The following is a 15,159-nucleotide window of genomic DNA, read 5'->3' as shown; positions in this document are numbered from 1 at the left end:
CGTCGACCGCGATGGACATCCGATGAGCATGGGCATGCCGAGACGGGGACGGTCTCAGGACAGGCCGCGAAGCAGTTCTTCGACCTCCGCCGCGTCGCCGGCCAGCTCCAGCTGCCGGTAGTGGCCCAGCGCCTGCTGGAGGCAGATCCGGGCCCGGTCGGAGTGGCCCAGCCGGGTCAGCGCCTCCCCGAGGGCCCGCAGCAGCCCGCCCTCCAGCAGGCCGCCGACCTGGCGGGCCTTCGGCAGCGCTTCCTCGGCTGCCCGGACGGTGGCCCGGTCACGGCCGGCCGACAGGTGGATGCGTGCGATCAGGCTGCCGGTGGCCGCCTCGAAGGCCAGCATGCCGAAGGAACGGAACCGCTCCACCACGTGCTCGGCCTGCTCCAGCGCGGGGCCGAGGTCGCCGCACAGGTGCAGCACCCTGGCCAGGTAGTACCGGCCGATGGACTCCGGGATCGACACCTGGCGGCCCGTCAGTTCGACGCACCGCTCGGCGGCGGCGCGGGCCTGCTCCAGGCGCCCGCAGTGGGCGTGGTTGAAGGCCAGTTCGCCGAGGACGAGCCCTTCGGCGCTCTCGTCCCCCTGGCGGCGGAAGAGTTCCGCCGCCTCCTCCAGGAAGCCGACGGCCTGCTCGAAGTCCCGCAGCGCGCGGGCGTTCGCGCCGAGCAGTTTCAGGGTGTCGGCCCGCAGCGCGAGCCGGTCCGGGCCGTCGCACAGTGCCAGGCAGCCGCGCAGTTCCCCGCCCGCCTCCGCGTAGGAGTTGGCGTGCCAGAGCATGCCGCCGCGCACCGAGCGGGCCAGTGCCTCGGCGTCCCGCTCGCCGCGGGCCCTGGCCGCGGCGGCGACCTGCGCGGCCAGGTCGGCGACGGTCGTCACGTAGCCGCGGCCGAACAGGATCGAGCTCATCCTGTCCAGCAGGTCGACCGTCCGGGCCAGTGACAACCCGTCGTCCCGGCAGGCCCGTTGGATCACCGCGCGGTGCAGCGCGGTCCGCTCCCGCAGCCAGGCGGCGGCCTCCTCGATGCTGGCGAAGCCGTGACCGTCCGGGTCGCGGTGCGCGGTCCGCTCGGCGTCGCGGGCGCCGGCGGCGCAGAGGTCCAGCAGCCGGGCGAACGCGGCGGTCACCGACGCGGGGGTGTCCTGTTCGGCGCTGCGCTGCCGGGCGAACACCTTCAGCAGGTCGTGGAAGCCGTACCGGTCGGCGGCGGGCGACTGCAGCAGGTTGAGGTCGACCAGCGCCTCCAGCAGGTCGCGGGCCTGCTCGGGGCCGCGGTCGAGCAGGGCGGCGGCGTCCGCGGGGCCGAGCTCGGGGGCGTCGGGCAGGGCGAGCAGCCGCAGGGCGCGGGCCTGTTCCTCGGTGAGCCGGGCGTAGGAGAGGGCGAGGACGGGCTCCACCGCGGCCTGCTCGTGGGCGAGTTCGCCGAGGCGGGTGCGTTCGTCGGCGAGGCTGGCGGCCAGGTCGGCCAGCGACTGCCCGGGGTCGGCGGCCAGCCGGGAGCCCGCCACCCGCACGGCCAGCGGCAGCCGGCCGCAGGCGGTGACGATCGCGGCCGCCGCCCCGGGTTCGGCGTCGGTCCGGGCCCGCCCGACGACGGCGGCGAGCAGGTCGAGCGCCTCGTCGTCGGCCATCGCGTCGAGCGGCAGGTGGCGGGCGCCGGGCAGGGTGCTGAGCCAGGCGCGGCTGGTGACCAGCACCGCGCAGGTCCGGGAGCCCGGCAGCAGCGGGGCGACCTGTTCGGGGCCGGCCGCGTTGTCCAGCAGGATCAGCAGCCGGCGGCCCGTCACCGTGGTGCGGTAGAGCGCGGCGCGCTCCGCGAGGTCGGCGGGGATGTCGCGGTCGGCCACGCCCAGCGCGGTCAGGAAGGCGGCGAGCGCCTCGGCCGGGTCGAGCGGGGCGGCCCGCGCGCCGCGCAGGTCGGCGTGCAGCCGGCCGTCGGGGAAGTGCCCGCGCAGGGCGTGGCCGACGTGCACGGCCAGGCTGGTCTTGCCGACGCCGCCGAGGCCGTTGATCGCCGAGATGACGACGGCTCCCGGGTCCGGGTGGGAGAGGGCCTCGGTCAGCCGGGTGACGTCGGCCCGGCGGCCGGTGAAGTCCGGGAGCCCTGCGGGCAGTTGCTCGGGAACGGCGGCGGGCGCCGGGCCGGTGGGCCGCCGGTCGGCGACGGGCCGGGCGGCGGTGGCGAGGGACGGGTCGGCGCGGCGGATCCGCCGGTCCAGGGCGTCGAGTTCCTCGCAGCTCAGGCCCTCGGCGAGGTAGAACCGCCGGGCGTCCTCGTACACCGCCCGGGCCTCCTCGGGCCGGGCGGACAGGTGGTACTCCAGCATCAGCAGGGCGCGGAACCGCTCCCGGTAGGGGTGCGCGAAGACCGCCTGGTCGAGCTCGACCAGGCAGGACGGGCCGCTGCCGAGTTCGACGTCCAGGCCGAGCCTGGTCTCCAGGGCGTCCAACCGGCGCTCCGTCAGATGCCGCCGCAGCTCGGCGGCGTGCGGGCCGGGCAGGCCGGCCAGCGGCTCGCCCCGGTGCAGGTCCAGCGCCCGGGCCAGCAGGTCGCGCGCGCCGGGGCGTTCACCGGCGGCGAGGGCCTCGGCGGCCCGGGCGACCAGCCGGTCGAAGGCGACGGCGTCGACCGCCTCGGCGGGCAGGTCGAGGCGGTAGCCGCCGTCGACGGTGACCAGCAGGTGCCCGGCGGCGTGGTTCCTGAGCTCCCTGCGCACCCGGTAGGCGTGGGTGGCGAGGGCGGACCTGGGGTTGCCCGGGGGGTTGTCCTCGTCGAAGACCCCGCTCGCGAGCCGTTCGACGGTCAGCGCCCGCCCGGGCGCGGCGAGCAGCATGGCGAGGAACGCCTGCTGCTGGCGGCGGCCGAGCTCCAGCCGCTGTTCGCCCGCCCACCCGGCGAGCGGGCCGAGGAGTCGGAAGCGCAGGCCCTGCGGGGCGGCGGCTGTCTCCATGTCAGGTCTCCCTGGGTTCATCGCCCCCGGGTCGCCGGACGGAGCCGGACGCGGCCGCGCCCCCGCGATGTCGGGGCGGCCCGGGGTGGTGCGTGGTGCGACCGGCCGGTCGGGAAGGGCCCTGCCGGTGCTCAGCAGCCGGTCGGCGGCGGCAGCACGACGTAGGGGCTCTCGACCGAGCTGGGGCTGACGAGGCCGCCGTGGGTCTGGCCGGGGACGTACGTGATGCCGGGCTGCCGCTCGAACAGGGTGCGGTTGCAGGTGTCGGTGATCAGCACGTCCGCGTTGCGCCAGAGCGTCACCCGCGCGTGCGGGTGCCCGGCGGTGCCGCTCTCCCAGCACAGGCCGCCGCTCGCGTCGAGGACCACCAGGTTGCCGTCGGTGCGGACGACGGCCTTGGCGCCGCAGCCGACGGTGCCGGTCGCCCAGGTCGGCTGCTGGCGGGAGAAGTCGTTGTCCGGCGCGTAGTAGGCGACGAGGTTGCCGTCGCTCTGCATGATGAGCCGCGCGGTGCCGAACTGGCCCTTGTTGTCGATGTGCGCGTCGGTGTTCGGCAGCTGTTCGCCGTCCCAGATGCTGACGGTCGCCCGGTCGTAGGCGGCGTGGGCGGTGCCCTGGGCGGTCAGCACGCTCGCTGCCGCCAGCGCCAGGGCGGCGAGCGCGACCGGGCCCCGGGTGGCTCGTACGGTGGTGCGGCTCAACTTCTCGGTCCTCTCGATGGTGCTGTCCACGACGGGTGGCGAGGCCCGTGACCTGCGTCTCCGGGCCGGTGATCACGTCGCAGTCCGGATTCTGGGCGGCACGGATTGACGCCCGATGAACGGTGGCGTTTACGCCTCGCCGGACGGCCCCGTCGTGGGGCGCACGGACCCGGGGAGCACGGACCCGGGGAGCACGGACCCGGGGAGCGCGGGCGCGGGGAGCGCGGGCGCGGGGAGCACCGCGGAGATCGGCCAGGCGGGGCGGCGCACCAGTCGGTCGGCGGCGTCCCGCAGCGCGCGGGGCAGGTGGCCGCAGGCGGCGGCCAGCGCCCGGGCGGCCTCCGGTTCGCGGTCCGACCGGTCCCGGCCGAGCACCCGGCCGAGCAGTTCCAGCGCCTCCTCCGGGGTCAGCGGACCGACCGGAACGGTGCTCGAACTCCCCTCCCCCGAATGGCCGTTGAGGACGACGAGGGCAGCGCTTCCGGGCCCGGCGGGCAGCAGCGGCCGGATGCCGTCGACGCCGGCGGCGCCGTCGAGCACGACCAGGATCCGGCGGTCGGCGAGCAGCCGGAGGTACAGGGCGCGGCGCTCGGCGGCGCCCGCCGGCACGGCCTGTTCCTCGACGCCCAGGGCGCGCAGGAACGGCGCCAGGAAGTCGGCTGCGGCCCGGTCGTCCACGCCGTGCAGGTCGGCGTACAGCTGCCCGTCGGGGTGGGCGGGGCCCGCGAGGTGGGCGGCGCGGACCGCCAGCGCACTCTTCCCGGCGCCGGGCGGGCCGGTGACGGTGACGATCGGCGGGCCGGTCCGGTCCGGGGCGGCCAACAGCTCGGCGATCCTGGCGAGTTGGCCGCCGCGTCCGGTGAAGTCGCCCGGGTCGGGCGGCAGTTGGAAGGGGCGCAGCACCGACCTGGCGGCGCCGGCCCTGAGCTCGACCGGCCCCGGCGCGTCGAGTTCGCGCAGCGCCTCCTCACGCCGCCCGGCCAGCATCCGGCGTTCGTGCTCGGCGAAGGGGCCGGGGACGCCGTCCAGCGCCGTCGGCCCGTGCCAGAGGCCGAGCGCGTCGGTCAGCAGGTCGCGGGCGCGCCGGGGCTGCCAGTTCAGGCGGGCGGTGGCGGCGTCGGCGAGCGCGGACAGGAAGACCGTCCGGTCGATGCGGGCCGGATCGACGTCCAGGCAGTACCCCTTGCCGACGTGCCGCAGGACGTTCCCGTCGCCGCCCAGCGCGCTGCGCAGCCGGTACATGTTGCCCGGGAGCGCCCCGGCCCGGTCGGGCGCCTCGTCCCCCTCCTCGCCCCAGACCCCGTCGATGATCTCACTCACCGTCACCGGCCGTCCCGCGTGCGCGAGGAGCACGGCGAGCACCGCCCGGTCCCGGGCCCGGTTGATGCGCAGCTCCTGGTCCGCGCGCCGGGCCTTCAGGGGGCCGAGAGTGGTGAAGTGCAGCTCCAGCGCGTCCTCCCCGCAGTGATCATGTTGACGTTCCGTCATGTTATCGCTCCCCGCCACTCCGACCCCGGGCCGGAACGGCCCCCGCCCCCGGGGCCCGGACGGCGCCCCCGGGCCCCGGGCCCGTGTCGGGGCCAGTGCTCGGCACGGGCTCGACCGGCGCGCGATCCGGGGATCGTCGGCGGTGGAGGCCGAAGGGCGGCCTCCCGAACGACAGAGGAGCCCACGATGGTGGAATTCAAGCTCGAGGTTCTGGTCCTCCCGGTCTCGGACGTGGACCGGGCCAAGGAGTTCTACGCCCGGATCGGCTTCCGCGAGGACGTCGACTTCTCCGGCCCCGGCGGCTTCCGGCTCGTGCACTTCACCCCGCCCGGCTCGGCGGCGTCGCTCATCATCGGCAGCGGCGTGACCGACGCCGCGCCGGGCTCCGAGCGCGGCGTGCACCTGGTCGTGGACGACGTGGTCGCGGCCCGCGCCGAGCTGGTGGCGGCCGGGGTCGAGGTCGGCGAGGTGTTCCACGACGCCGGCGGCGTCTTCCACCACGCCGGCACCGCCGGTCGGGTCGCCGGCCCGCACCCGGAGCGGCGCTCGTACGGCTCGTTCGCCTCGTTCGCCGACCCGGACGGCAACCTCTTCGTCCTCCAGGAGGTCACCGTGCGGGGCCCCGGCCGGATCAGCCACGTGGTCCACCGCTCCGCCGCCGCCCTCGAGTCGGCGCTGCGCGACGCGGCGGCCGCCCACGGCACGTACGAGGAGGAGCTCGGCCACGCCGACGCCGACTGGCCCGCGTGGTACGCCGCGCACATGGCCCGCGCGGCCGGCCTGGACAGCTGACGACGACGAACGGGAACGGGGCGGCCATGACCGGGTGGGGACAGTGCGGCGGCGCGACGGCGATCGGCCGCGAGGACGAGCAGGCGGAGCTCGCGGCGTTCGTCCGGTCCGCCGCGGGCGGGGCCCTGCTGCTGCGCGGGGAGGCGGGCGCCGGCCGGAGCGCGCTGCTGCGGCACGCCGCCGCGCTCGCCGAACAGGAGGGCCGGACCGTCGTCCGGGCGGTCGGCGTCGAGGTGGAGTCCGCACTGCCCTGGGCGGGGCTGCACCAGCTGCTCCACCCGCTGCTCGCCGACGCCGCCCGCCTGGACGACGGGACCGGGGCGGTGTTCGACGCCGTCTTCGGCGGGCGGCGGGGCGACCCGCCGTCGGCGATGACGCTCGGCATCGCCGTGCTGCGCCTGCTGGCGCTGGCCACCGAGCAGCAGCCCCTGCTGCTGGTCCTCGACGACGGGCAGTGGCTGGACGACGCCAGCGCCGACGTCTGCGGTTTCGTCGGCCGGCGCCTGACCGGCCGCCCGGTGCAGCTGCTGGTCGCGGTCCGCGACGGCCTCCCGTCGCGTTTCGACGCCGCCGCCCTGCCCGAACTGCCGCTCGCCGCCCGCCCCGACGGGGACGCGCCGACCCCGGCCGAACTGCTCGCCGCCCGGGCGGCGCGCCGAGCCTCTGCCGCGGAGCCGGGTGCGCTGACCTGGCAGGAGCGCCGCGTCGCCGACCTGGCGGCCGGTGGCCTGACGAACAAGCAGATCGGCGTGCGGATGCACCTGTCGCCGCGCACCGTCGGCTCGCACCTCTACCGCGTCTTCCCCAAGCTGGGCGTCACCAGCCGGGCGGCCCTGCGCGACGCGCTCAGCCGCGCCGCGGGATGACGCCTCCCCACATTTCTCCGGAAAGGAACTGGACATGATCAGCAGGCGCACCTTCACCACGGCGGTCGGCCTCGGCCTCGGCGCCACCGCCCTGCCGGCCGACGCATCGGCCGCCGCACCGGCGACGACCGTCCCGGGCATCGCCCCCGGCGCCCACACCGCGTTCGCCGACCTGAAGCGGGTCCGGGCCGGCGTGCTCGACATCGGCTACGCCGAGCTCGGGCCGAAGCACGGGCCGGCGGTCGTGCTGCTGCACGGCTGGCCGTACGACATCCACAGCTTCGTGGACGTGGCCCCGCTGCTGGCGGACGCCGGCCACCGGGTGATCGTGCCGTACCTGCGCGGCCACGGCACCACCGCGTTCCTGTCGCCCACCACGCCCCGCAATGCGCAGCAGTCCGCGATCGCGCTGGACGTCGTCGCCCTGATGGACGCCCTGGGGATCCGTCAGGCGGTGCTGGCCGGCTTCGACTGGGGCTCGCGGACCGCCGACATCATCGCGGCGCTGTGGCCGGAGCGGGTCAGGGCCCTGGTGTCGGTGAGCGGCTACCTGATCACCGACGTCGCTTCCCAGCGCGACCCGCTGCCGCCGAAGGCCGAGCACACCTGGTGGTACCAGTACTACTTCGCCACCGACCGCGGCCGCGTCGCCATGGAGACCAGGCAGAACCGGCACGACCTGTGCCGACTGGTCTGGGACGAGGTCTCCCCCACCTGGGACTTCGACGACGCCACCTTCGAACGCACCGCCGCGGCCTTCGAGAACCCCGACTACGCCGCCATCGTGATCCACAACTACCGCTGGCGCCTGGGCCTGGCCGACGGGGAACGCCGCTACGACCCGTACGAGCAGCGGCTCGCTGCCCGGCCGGCCATCGCGGTGCCGACCATCGCCCTGGACCCGGCCCTCGACCCGTTCCTGGCCTCCACCGACGGCAGCGGGTACCGGCGGTTCTTCACCGGCCCGTACGAGCACCGGGTGCTGGCCGGCGTCGGCCACAACGCGCCGCAGGAGGCCCCGACGGCGTTCGCCCGGGCGGTGCTGGACGCCGAGCGCCTGGCGGTGCGCCAGTGACCGGCCGGGAGCCGGCGGCGGAGGCCCGCCGGGCCCGGTTCGGCGCGCTCCCGCACCGGATCGCCTTCGCCGACATGGTCGAGGAGCGCCCGCCCACGGATCGGCCGGCGGCCGGGTACGACCCCGACGCCCTCGCGGTCCGGTTCGCCTGCCTGGCGGCGGACCTGGGCCTGTGACACCCGGCGGCCCGTCACTCGATCTCGTACATGCCGGCGCCGTCGAGGTACCGCACCGTGTTGAGGTCGCGCTGGAGCACCGCGTCCACCGGGTGCGCCAGCGTCAAGGTGGCCGGGTAGCCCCGGTCGTACGTGGTCGGGCCGATCGGGCTGCCGGGTTCGACCAGCACGGTGAGGTCGCGGAAGCTCTCCAGCTCGCGGACCCGGTCGAGCGCCCGGTAGCGGACCAGCCGTCCGGCGGCGGGGGCGACCAGGGCGGCCCAGGCGAACGCGTGCCGCCGCCGGTAGCCCCGGCCGGCCCGGGCCCGGAACCGCTCCGGGCGGGCGTAGGCGTCGACGATCCACTCCAGCTGGCCCTCGCCCAGCAACTCGGCCGTGTAGTACGGGAGTCCGGACATCCGGGCGCCCGCCTCGACCAGCCGCGGGCCGTCCGGCGTCAGCTTGATCTCCAGGTGGGCCGCGCCGTGCCGGATGCCGAGCGCGTCCAGCACCCGGCGTCCGTACGCGGCGAGTTCGGGGACGGGCTGCTCGTCGGAGCGCATCAGCACCTGGGCCACCACCAGGTCCCGCACCCCGTTGGCGGTGATCCGGTCGGTCCGCCAGGCGTCGGTCAGCTGGTGGAGGCCCGCACTGCTGACGGTGTTCAGGATGTACTCGGCGCCGACCAGGTACTCCTGCGCCACCACCTCCTCGATCGGCTCGCCGTGGACCGTCCCCCGGCTGCGCAGCCGCCGCAGCGCCGCGACCGACTCCTCCGGGGTGTCGCAGAACGACACCCCGTCGCCCCAGTAGCCGCGCAGCGGCTTGACCACCGCCACGCCGGCCAACTGCTCGTGCCAGGCGCGCAGTTCGGCCTCGTCGGCGGTGCGGAACTGGCGCATGACGGGCACCCCGTGCGCCCTGAGCGTCTCGATCTGCACGTACTTGTCGCGGCGCGCGGCACTCAGCCGGGTGCCGTTGGTGGGCAGTTCGAGCCGCTCGGAGAGCGCGTCGGCGAGCTCCACCCCGGTCTCCCGGCCCGGCAGCACCGCGACGGGCCGCAGCGCCGCCAGCCTCGCGGCCAGGGCGTCGACATCGCCGTCGTGGACCAGCACCCGACTGAACCTCGCCTCGTCCACCGGGTCGACGCCGAACGGGAGTTCGGGCGTGCTCTGCACCTGGACGACCTCGCCGCCCACCGCGCCGAAGGCATCGACGTGGCCGTGGGCCGCGCCGAACGCATCGACGACGGCCACCCGGAACGCTGACATGTCGTCTCCTCACCGGTCGGTCGGAACGGCCTTGAGCGAAAGGACGTCCCGGCGGAGTTCGAGCAGCCGGTGGACGCCGTTGGTGAGGACGTGGCGCACGCCGAAGCCCGAGGTGCCGGGGTGCTCGGCGTTCAGGACGTCGCGCTCGCCGGCCTGCGCGCCGATCTCCCGGCGGGTCAGCCCGGTGCGGTCCTCGAACGCCTCCGGCAGCATGCGCCGGGTGATGCCCAGGTGCACCATGCGGAAGTCGACGAACCTGTCGACGAGTCGGACCAGCCGGTCGATCCCGTCGCCGTCGAGCGCGAGCCTGCCGTCCCGCAGCGACTGCCGCACGTTCACGCCCAGGCTGGAGGCGCTGCGCCACCGGGCGAGGACCGGCCGGGCCCAGGACGGGAAGTAGGACATCGCCAGGTCCAGGTAGCTGCCGTACTCCGTGGTCGGCGGCAGCAGGACCAGTTCGAGCAGCTGCACGCTGGGCATGAACGCCCCGCTCGCGCCGCGCGGACCGCCGGGGTGGCCCAGGTGGAAGTGCCGGAACCGGCCGAACGCCTCCCCGGACAGCCGACGGTAGCTCGCCATGTGCGAGGTGAACTCCGCTACGCAGCGGGCGGCGTCGTCCAGCACCGCCGCCGGCTTCACCGCGTCCGGCGCGGTGACCAGCGTCCGCAGGCCGTACGCGGCGGACCTGATCCACGGCTCGGACAGGTGGTGGCCGAGGTAGAAGTCCCGCTCCAGGGCGCCGAGTCGCCCGGGCGAGAACACCCGGATGTCACCGCTGCGCCGGTACTCCTCGCAGTTCACGTCGATCAGCAGCTCGTAGCTCAGGTACGGGTCCAGCGACCGGAACCGCGCGCACTGCGCGGAGATCAGCTCCGTCAGCTCGCGCGGCGCGGCCTGCGGCCCGGCGGGAACGAACCCGCCGAGCATGAACAGCAGGTCGAGCTGGGTGACCCGGGCCGCCCCCGGATCGTCCCCGAGCGGACCGACCGAAGCCAGCAACTCCCGCTGCTGGTCGGCCAGTTGCCGGTACGACAGGTCGCCGCTCGCCACCTCGGAGAGGTCCTGCGGGAGCCGGTGCAGGACGTAGTCCCGAAGGGGCGACGAGGATCGGACGGGCGCCCGGGGTCCGGAGTCCACGGAGCCGTTGAAGAGATCGCTTCTGTCCACTTCCACTCCTTGTCCGCAGTTGGGAAGGGGCGGGCCGGCGGCCGCAGCACCGGCCCGCCCGGTCGCGTCAGGGCTTGACGCAGCGGAAGCTGCTCGCGGCGTTCGGGTCGCCGTGGGCGTAGCGGGAGACCATCGGGTACCGGCACACCTCGCGGGCGACGTTCCGCCCGTCGGCGGTGGGCAGGGTGGCGTGCAGCACGCCCGGGGCCCGGCCCTGCTCGACCCAGGCGGTCAGCGCGGCCAGGTCGTCGGCGCCGTTCAGCGAGCAGTGCGCGACGCCGGGGGCCAGGAAGACCCGGTAGAAGTCGTCGACCTTCGCGCTGCCGCCCATCCGGGCCTCGACGCGCTTGCGGTAGTCGACCGTGCCCGCGGTGGGGATCACCGGGTCGGCGTCGCCGTGCCAGGTGAGCAGCTTGCCGCCGGCGTCGCGGAACGCGGAGAGGTCCGCGTCGCGGGTGCCGATGGCCGGGTCGAACTCGGCGCGGGCCGTGCGGAAGATCTCCTCGAACTGCGGGTACGTCAGGTTCGCCGAGCTGAACCCGGGCTGCTTCTTGACGAAGTTGGCGACCCACTCGGCGGGGACGATGAACGGCGCGCCGGTGGTGACGCCGTCCGTGGTGGTGCTGGACGCGAGGGGGCCGAAGTCGGCGCCGACCGGCAGCCCGTACCAGAGCCGCCTGCCGCTGCCGTCGCGCGGGCCGTCCCAGATCCTGCGGACCACCTCGGCGTCGGCGGCGCCGATCGTGTACTCCTTGCCGTCGCACACCACCTTGGCGCCGATCAGCCGCCGCGGGTCGAAGTCGCACCGGTTCGGGTCGCTGATCAGGCCGTCCGCGATGCCGTCGAGCTTGTCGCAGGCCTTCAGCGCGGCCTTGTTGAACTCGTTGAACTCGCAGGCGGTGGGGTAGGTGTGCTGCTCGCTCATCACCACCTGCGGCCACAGCGTGGCCACCTCGAACTGGTTCCAGTTGACGGCGGGCGAGGCCGCGTTGATGCCGTCGAAGTCGGTCGGGTACCTCTGCGCCTCCAGGTAGCCCTGGCGGCCGCCGGTGGAGCAGCCGTTGAAGTACGAGCGGAACGCGGTGTGGCCGTAGACGCCGACGACGATCTGCTTGCCGACCAGCGCCATCTCGTGGACCGAACGCGAGGCGAAGTTCTCCAGCAGCGCGGCGTTGATCCCGCCCTGCCCGTTCAGCGCCCAACTGCTGTCCAGGCCACTGGTGTCCACGCCCGCGTCGGTGGTGGCGGCCGCGTAGCCCTGCTTGACGGCCGCGGCCACCGAGCCGATGCTCCCGGCCGCGTACGCGGCGCCGCCCGCCGCCTGGAAGCGCCCGTTCCACCCGGACTCCGGCAGCCACACCTGCACCTTGGCGTGGTCGTTCGCCCCCGGGTGGGTCAGCGTGACCGTCACCTCGCAGTGCGCCGGCACGTCGGGGACCTGGCCGCCGCCCAGCGGCGGACTGCCCGGCACCTGGAACGTGCCCGCCGGCACGGCCGTCGCCGTCACCGACTCCACCGAGGCGCCCTCCGGCGCCGAGGGCTGGAACGGGGTACAGGCGAACGGTACGGAACCGGCGGCGGTCGGCGTCGCGCCGACCGCCTGGCCGGCCGAGGCGCTCGCCGGTGCGTTGACGGCCGCGGCCGCCGCCAGCGAGAATCCTGCCGCCGCGAGCCTCAGAAGCCGTCGATTCATGTGTCTCTCCTCGAATTTCGGGAATCGCGCGACCACTGTCACCGACCCGCCGACTGCGGCGCATCCGTCATCCGACGCCGATCGAGGAGGCAGTCGTTCGACGGATGCGGCCGGACCGGACGCAGGAGAGAATGAGCGCCCGAACCCCGCTGATCACTCGTCAATCAACGTTGAGGAAAAGCCCGGTGAGCCTCCGACCGGGCCCCGTCAACGCCCGGTCAGTGCCCCGTCGAGCTCGCGGCGGTTGGAGACGCCGAGCTTGGCGAACACCTTCCGCAGGTGCCACTCGACGGTGCGCGGGCTGAGGAACAGCTGCGCGCCGATCTCCGCGTTCGGGTGGCCGGTCGCGGCGAGGCGGGCGATCTGCGCCTCCTGCGGGGTGAGGACCGGGCCCTCGACGGTGCGCTTGCGCACCGTCTCGCCGGTGGCCAGCAGTTCGCGCCGGGTCCGTTCGGCGAACGCCTCCAGTCCCATCCGGGTGAACGCCTCGTGCGCGGCGCGCAGTTCGCCGCGGGCCTGGGCCCGGCGGTGCTGGCGGCGCAGCCATTCGCCGAGCAGCAGCCGGGCCCGGGCCTCGGCCCCGGCGAGGGCGCCGCGGGCGAACTGGTCGACGGCCGCGCGGTAGCGGTCCTCGGCCTGTTCGGGCGCCCCGGCGAGGGCGTCGGCGACGGCCAGCGCGCCGAGCGCCCAGGGCGTGCCGGCCGAGGCGTGGTCGGCGAGCCGCTCGCGGGCCCGGGCCGCCGCGTCCGGGTCGCCGGCCCGGACGGCCGCCTCGACGAGTTCGCCGCACGTCCAGTGGTGCACGGCCAGGTCCCGGTACTCCGCGGCCTTCAGTGCGGCGTCCAGCGCGAGCGGATAGTTGCCCAGCCCGTTGTGGAGCACTGCCCGCGCCCAGGCCGCGGTGGCGGTGAGCCGGCCGAGGCCGCTCCGCCCGCCTTCCCGTTCGGCCGCCTCGATCGCGGCCAGGGCCGGCCGCTCCCGGCCCCGGTACGCGCCGATGACGGCCGTCGCGGCCAGCCGCGCCGCCGGGCCGGCGGCGTTCTCGACGGCGGTCGCCCCGGCCAGCAGCTCGCGGGCCTCGGCGAAGCGCCCGGCGAAGCCCAGCGCGACCGCCCGGTGCGGCAGCGCCGTGGCGAGGATCGACAGCGCGCCCGTGGTCCGGGCGGTACGGACCGCCCGGTCGGTGACGTCCAGCCAGGCCCCGAGGTCGCCCAGTTCGGCGGCGGCGTTCGCGGCCGCCCACAGCAGGGCCGGGTCGTCGACGTCGGGGACGGCGCGCAGCGCCCGGGCCAGCAGCGGGTGCGCGACGGCCGGCCCGTCCACCGTCCAGGCGGCGAGGGCGCGCAGCAGGGCGCCCGCCGGCTCGTCGCCGGGCGGCAGCGCGCGGGCCGCCTCCGCGACCTGCCGCAGCGCCCCGTCGTCGTGCCGGCCGGCCCAGATCGCGGCGCCGAACGCCATCAGGCAGGTCTCCCGCGCGGCGGCCGGGTCGAGTGCGCCGAGCCGGTCCGCCGCGTCCAGCAGTGGCCGCACCACGCCGAGTTCCCGGCCGGTCTGGGCTGCCGCCCTGGCCCGCAGCCGGTGGACGTCGGCCTGCTGCAGCGGGTTCAGCGCCCCGAGTTCGGCGGCGGCCAGCAGGTCCGGCACCTTGCCGGTCAGGCCGGCGGCGAGGTACGCCGCCGCGGCCGCCAGCGCGCGCCGCGCCCGGCCCTTCGGGTCGGGGGTGAGCGCGGCGGCCCGCTCCAGGAAGGACGCGGCGGCCGCCCGGCCGCCGCGGGCCAGCGCCCGGTCGGCGGAGCGCTCCAGCGCGAGCGCGACCTCCTCGTCCGGCCCGGGCGCGGCGTGCGCCCGGTGCCAGGCCTGCCGGTCGGGGTCGCGCCCGCCGTCGGTGGCCCCGGCCAGCGCGTGGTGCGCGGCGCGCAGGGCGCCGGCGTCCGCGCCGCGCCAGACCGCGGAGCGCACCAGCGGGTGCCGGAACCGCACCGAGGCGCCCAGCGAGATCAGCTCCGCGGCCTCGGCCGGGGCCGCCGCCTCCGGCCCTACGCCCAGCAGGCGCAGCGCCTGCCACAGCAGCGGCCCGTCGCCGACCGGTTCGACCGCGGCGACCAGCAGCAGGGCGCGGGTGTCGGCGGGCAGCGCCGCCACCCGGCGGCGGAAGCCGTCCTCGACCCGGGTCGCCAGCGGGCCGGCGCCGGGCCCGCCGAAGCCGAACGCCAGCTCCGCGGGCGACAGGCCCCGGGGCAGTTCCAGCAGCGCCAGCGGGTTCCCGCCGGTCTCGGCGACGATCCGGTCCCGCACCCGGGCGTCGACCGGCCCGAGCAGCACTCGGTCGAGCAGGGTCCGGGCCTCGGCGTCGGACAGCCCGCGCAGCGCGAGGTCCGGCAGCCCGGCGAAGCCCTCGTCGCCCGTCCCGTCGACGACCCGCTCGGCGAAGACCAGCGCCACCGACTCGGAGTCCAGCCGCCGCCCGACGAACGCCAGGATCCGCTGCGACATCAGGTCCAGCCACTGCGCGTCGTCGACCAGGCACACCAGCGGGGCGTCGGCCGCCGCCTCCGCGAACAGGCCGAGCACCGCCATCCCGACCAGCAGCATCTCGGGCGCCGCGCCCGCGCTCAGCCCGAACGCCACCCGCAGGGCGTCCTGCTGCACCGGCGGCAACCGGTCCAGCCCGGACAGCAGCGGGGCGCACAGCCGTTGCAGCGCCGAGTACGCGAACTCCGCCTCGGCCTCCACCCCGGCCGCCCGCACCACCTGCAACTGCCCGGCCAGCGCCGCCAGTCGGTCGAGCAGCGCGGACTTGCCGACGCCGGCCTCGCCGCGCAGCACCAGCACCCGGCTGCGCCCCTCGCGGACCTCCCGAAGCAGCCGCTCCAGCTCCGCCGCCTCGCGGTCCCGCCCGAGCAGCCGAGGCTTCGCGTGTTCCGGCATGTCCCCTCCGGTGTGACTCCCTCCCGGAGGAGCTGCGTCCCATCCTACGAACCCCCGGCCCGCGAACCGCCGCC

At 76.0% G+C, this 15,159-nt stretch carries 10 protein-coding genes and 2 pseudogenes; 5 read left to right on the top strand and 7 right to left on the bottom strand.

Features of this window, described 5'->3' with window-relative positions; genetic code table 11:
- Positions 1-54 precede the first annotated feature (54 nt).
- The 3 genes from CG736_RS12365 to CG736_RS12355 form a co-directional block, all read right to left on the bottom strand.
- Positions 55-2,949 (bottom strand): BTAD domain-containing putative transcriptional regulator, encoded by a 2,895-nt coding sequence (locus tag CG736_RS12365; RefSeq protein ID WP_198520465.1) that lies wholly within the window; start codon positions 2,947-2,949, stop codon positions 55-57.
- 131 nt (positions 2,950-3,080) lie between these two features.
- A complete protein-coding gene (locus CG736_RS12360; protein ID WP_100586232.1) occupies positions 3,081-3,680 on the bottom strand; it encodes a hypothetical protein in 600 nt (199 codons plus the stop codon).
- Between the two features lie 99 nt (positions 3,681-3,779).
- A complete protein-coding gene (locus tag CG736_RS12355; RefSeq protein WP_100586231.1) occupies positions 3,780-5,138 on the bottom strand; it encodes an AAA family ATPase in 1,359 nt (452 codons plus the stop codon).
- A 186-nt stretch (positions 5,139-5,324) separates the two neighbouring features.
- Between CG736_RS12355 and CG736_RS12350 the strand changes: the two genes are divergently transcribed.
- The 5 genes and pseudogenes from CG736_RS12350 (at position 5,325) to CG736_RS12335 (ending at position 8,047) form a co-directional block, all read left to right on the top strand.
- Positions 5,325-5,930, top strand: a complete 606-nt coding sequence (locus CG736_RS12350; RefSeq protein WP_100586230.1) for a VOC family protein — start codon at positions 5,325-5,327, stop codon at positions 5,928-5,930.
- Between the two features lie 26 nt (positions 5,931-5,956).
- Positions 5,957-6,439, top strand: a pseudogene (locus tag CG736_RS38890) (ATP-binding protein); the annotation flags it as partial.
- 165 nt (positions 6,440-6,604) lie between these two features.
- A pseudogene (locus tag CG736_RS38885) lies at positions 6,605-6,796 on the top strand (helix-turn-helix transcriptional regulator); the annotation flags it as partial.
- A 34-nt stretch (positions 6,797-6,830) separates the two neighbouring features.
- Complete coding sequence (locus CG736_RS12340; RefSeq protein ID WP_100586228.1) at positions 6,831-7,871, top strand: alpha/beta fold hydrolase; 1,041 nt, start codon at positions 6,831-6,833, stop codon at positions 7,869-7,871.
- Positions 7,868-8,047 carry a hypothetical protein gene (locus CG736_RS12335; protein ID WP_100586227.1) on the top strand — a complete coding sequence of 60 codons (180 nt, stop codon included), beginning with the start codon at positions 7,868-7,870 and terminating at the stop codon, positions 8,045-8,047. The genes CG736_RS12340 and CG736_RS12335 overlap by 4 nt, the downstream gene beginning before the upstream one ends.
- A 14-nt stretch (positions 8,048-8,061) precedes the next feature.
- On the opposite strand, the gene CG736_RS12330 is transcribed toward CG736_RS12335, so the two are convergent.
- The 4 genes from CG736_RS12330 to CG736_RS12315 form a co-directional block, all read right to left on the bottom strand.
- Positions 8,062-9,297, bottom strand: coding sequence for an ATP-grasp domain-containing protein (locus CG736_RS12330; protein ID WP_100586226.1), 1,236 nt, complete (start codon positions 9,295-9,297; stop codon positions 8,062-8,064).
- A 9-nt stretch (positions 9,298-9,306) separates the two neighbouring features.
- Positions 9,307-10,464, bottom strand: a complete 1,158-nt coding sequence (locus CG736_RS12325) for a hypothetical protein (RefSeq protein ID WP_100586225.1) — start codon at positions 10,462-10,464, stop codon at positions 9,307-9,309.
- A 67-nt stretch (positions 10,465-10,531) separates the two neighbouring features.
- On the bottom strand, positions 10,532-12,157 hold the full coding sequence (locus tag CG736_RS12320; RefSeq protein WP_100586224.1) for a tannase/feruloyl esterase family alpha/beta hydrolase: 1,626 nt from the start codon (positions 12,155-12,157) through the stop codon (positions 10,532-10,534).
- 207 nt (positions 12,158-12,364) lie between these two features.
- Complete coding sequence (locus CG736_RS12315; RefSeq protein ID WP_100586223.1) at positions 12,365-15,085, bottom strand: AAA family ATPase; 2,721 nt, start codon at positions 15,083-15,085, stop codon at positions 12,365-12,367.
- Between the last annotated feature and the right edge of the window lie 74 nt (positions 15,086-15,159).

Origin of the sequence: Kitasatospora sp. CB02891 (genome assembly GCF_002803145.1) — a bacterium.
In the GTDB taxonomy this organism is placed as follows: domain Bacteria; phylum Actinomycetota; class Actinomycetes; order Streptomycetales; family Streptomycetaceae; genus Kitasatospora; species Kitasatospora griseola.
This window is presented reverse-complemented; position numbering and strand designations above follow the sequence as displayed.

Excerpts from the sequence above, each read along its gene's own strand:
- CG736_RS12365 (WP_198520465.1), bottom strand. The coding sequence starts at position 2,949 with ATGGAGACAGCCGCCGCCCCGCAGGGCCTGCGCTTCCGACTCCTCGGC.
- CG736_RS12355 (WP_100586231.1), bottom strand. The coding sequence starts at position 5,138 with ATGACGGAACGTCAACATGATCACTGCGGGGAGGACGCGCTGGAGCTG.
- CG736_RS12350 (WP_100586230.1), top strand. The coding sequence starts at position 5,325 with ATGGTGGAATTCAAGCTCGAGGTTCTGGTCCTCCCGGTCTCGGACGTG.
- CG736_RS12340 (WP_100586228.1), top strand. The coding sequence starts at position 6,831 with ATGATCAGCAGGCGCACCTTCACCACGGCGGTCGGCCTCGGCCTCGGC.
- CG736_RS12330 (WP_100586226.1), bottom strand. The coding sequence starts at position 9,297 with ATGTCAGCGTTCCGGGTGGCCGTCGTCGATGCGTTCGGCGCGGCCCAC.
- CG736_RS12320 (WP_100586224.1), bottom strand. The coding sequence starts at position 12,157 with ATGAATCGACGGCTTCTGAGGCTCGCGGCGGCAGGATTCTCGCTGGCG.
- CG736_RS12315 (WP_100586223.1), bottom strand. The coding sequence starts at position 15,085 with ATGCCGGAACACGCGAAGCCTCGGCTGCTCGGGCGGGACCGCGAGGCG.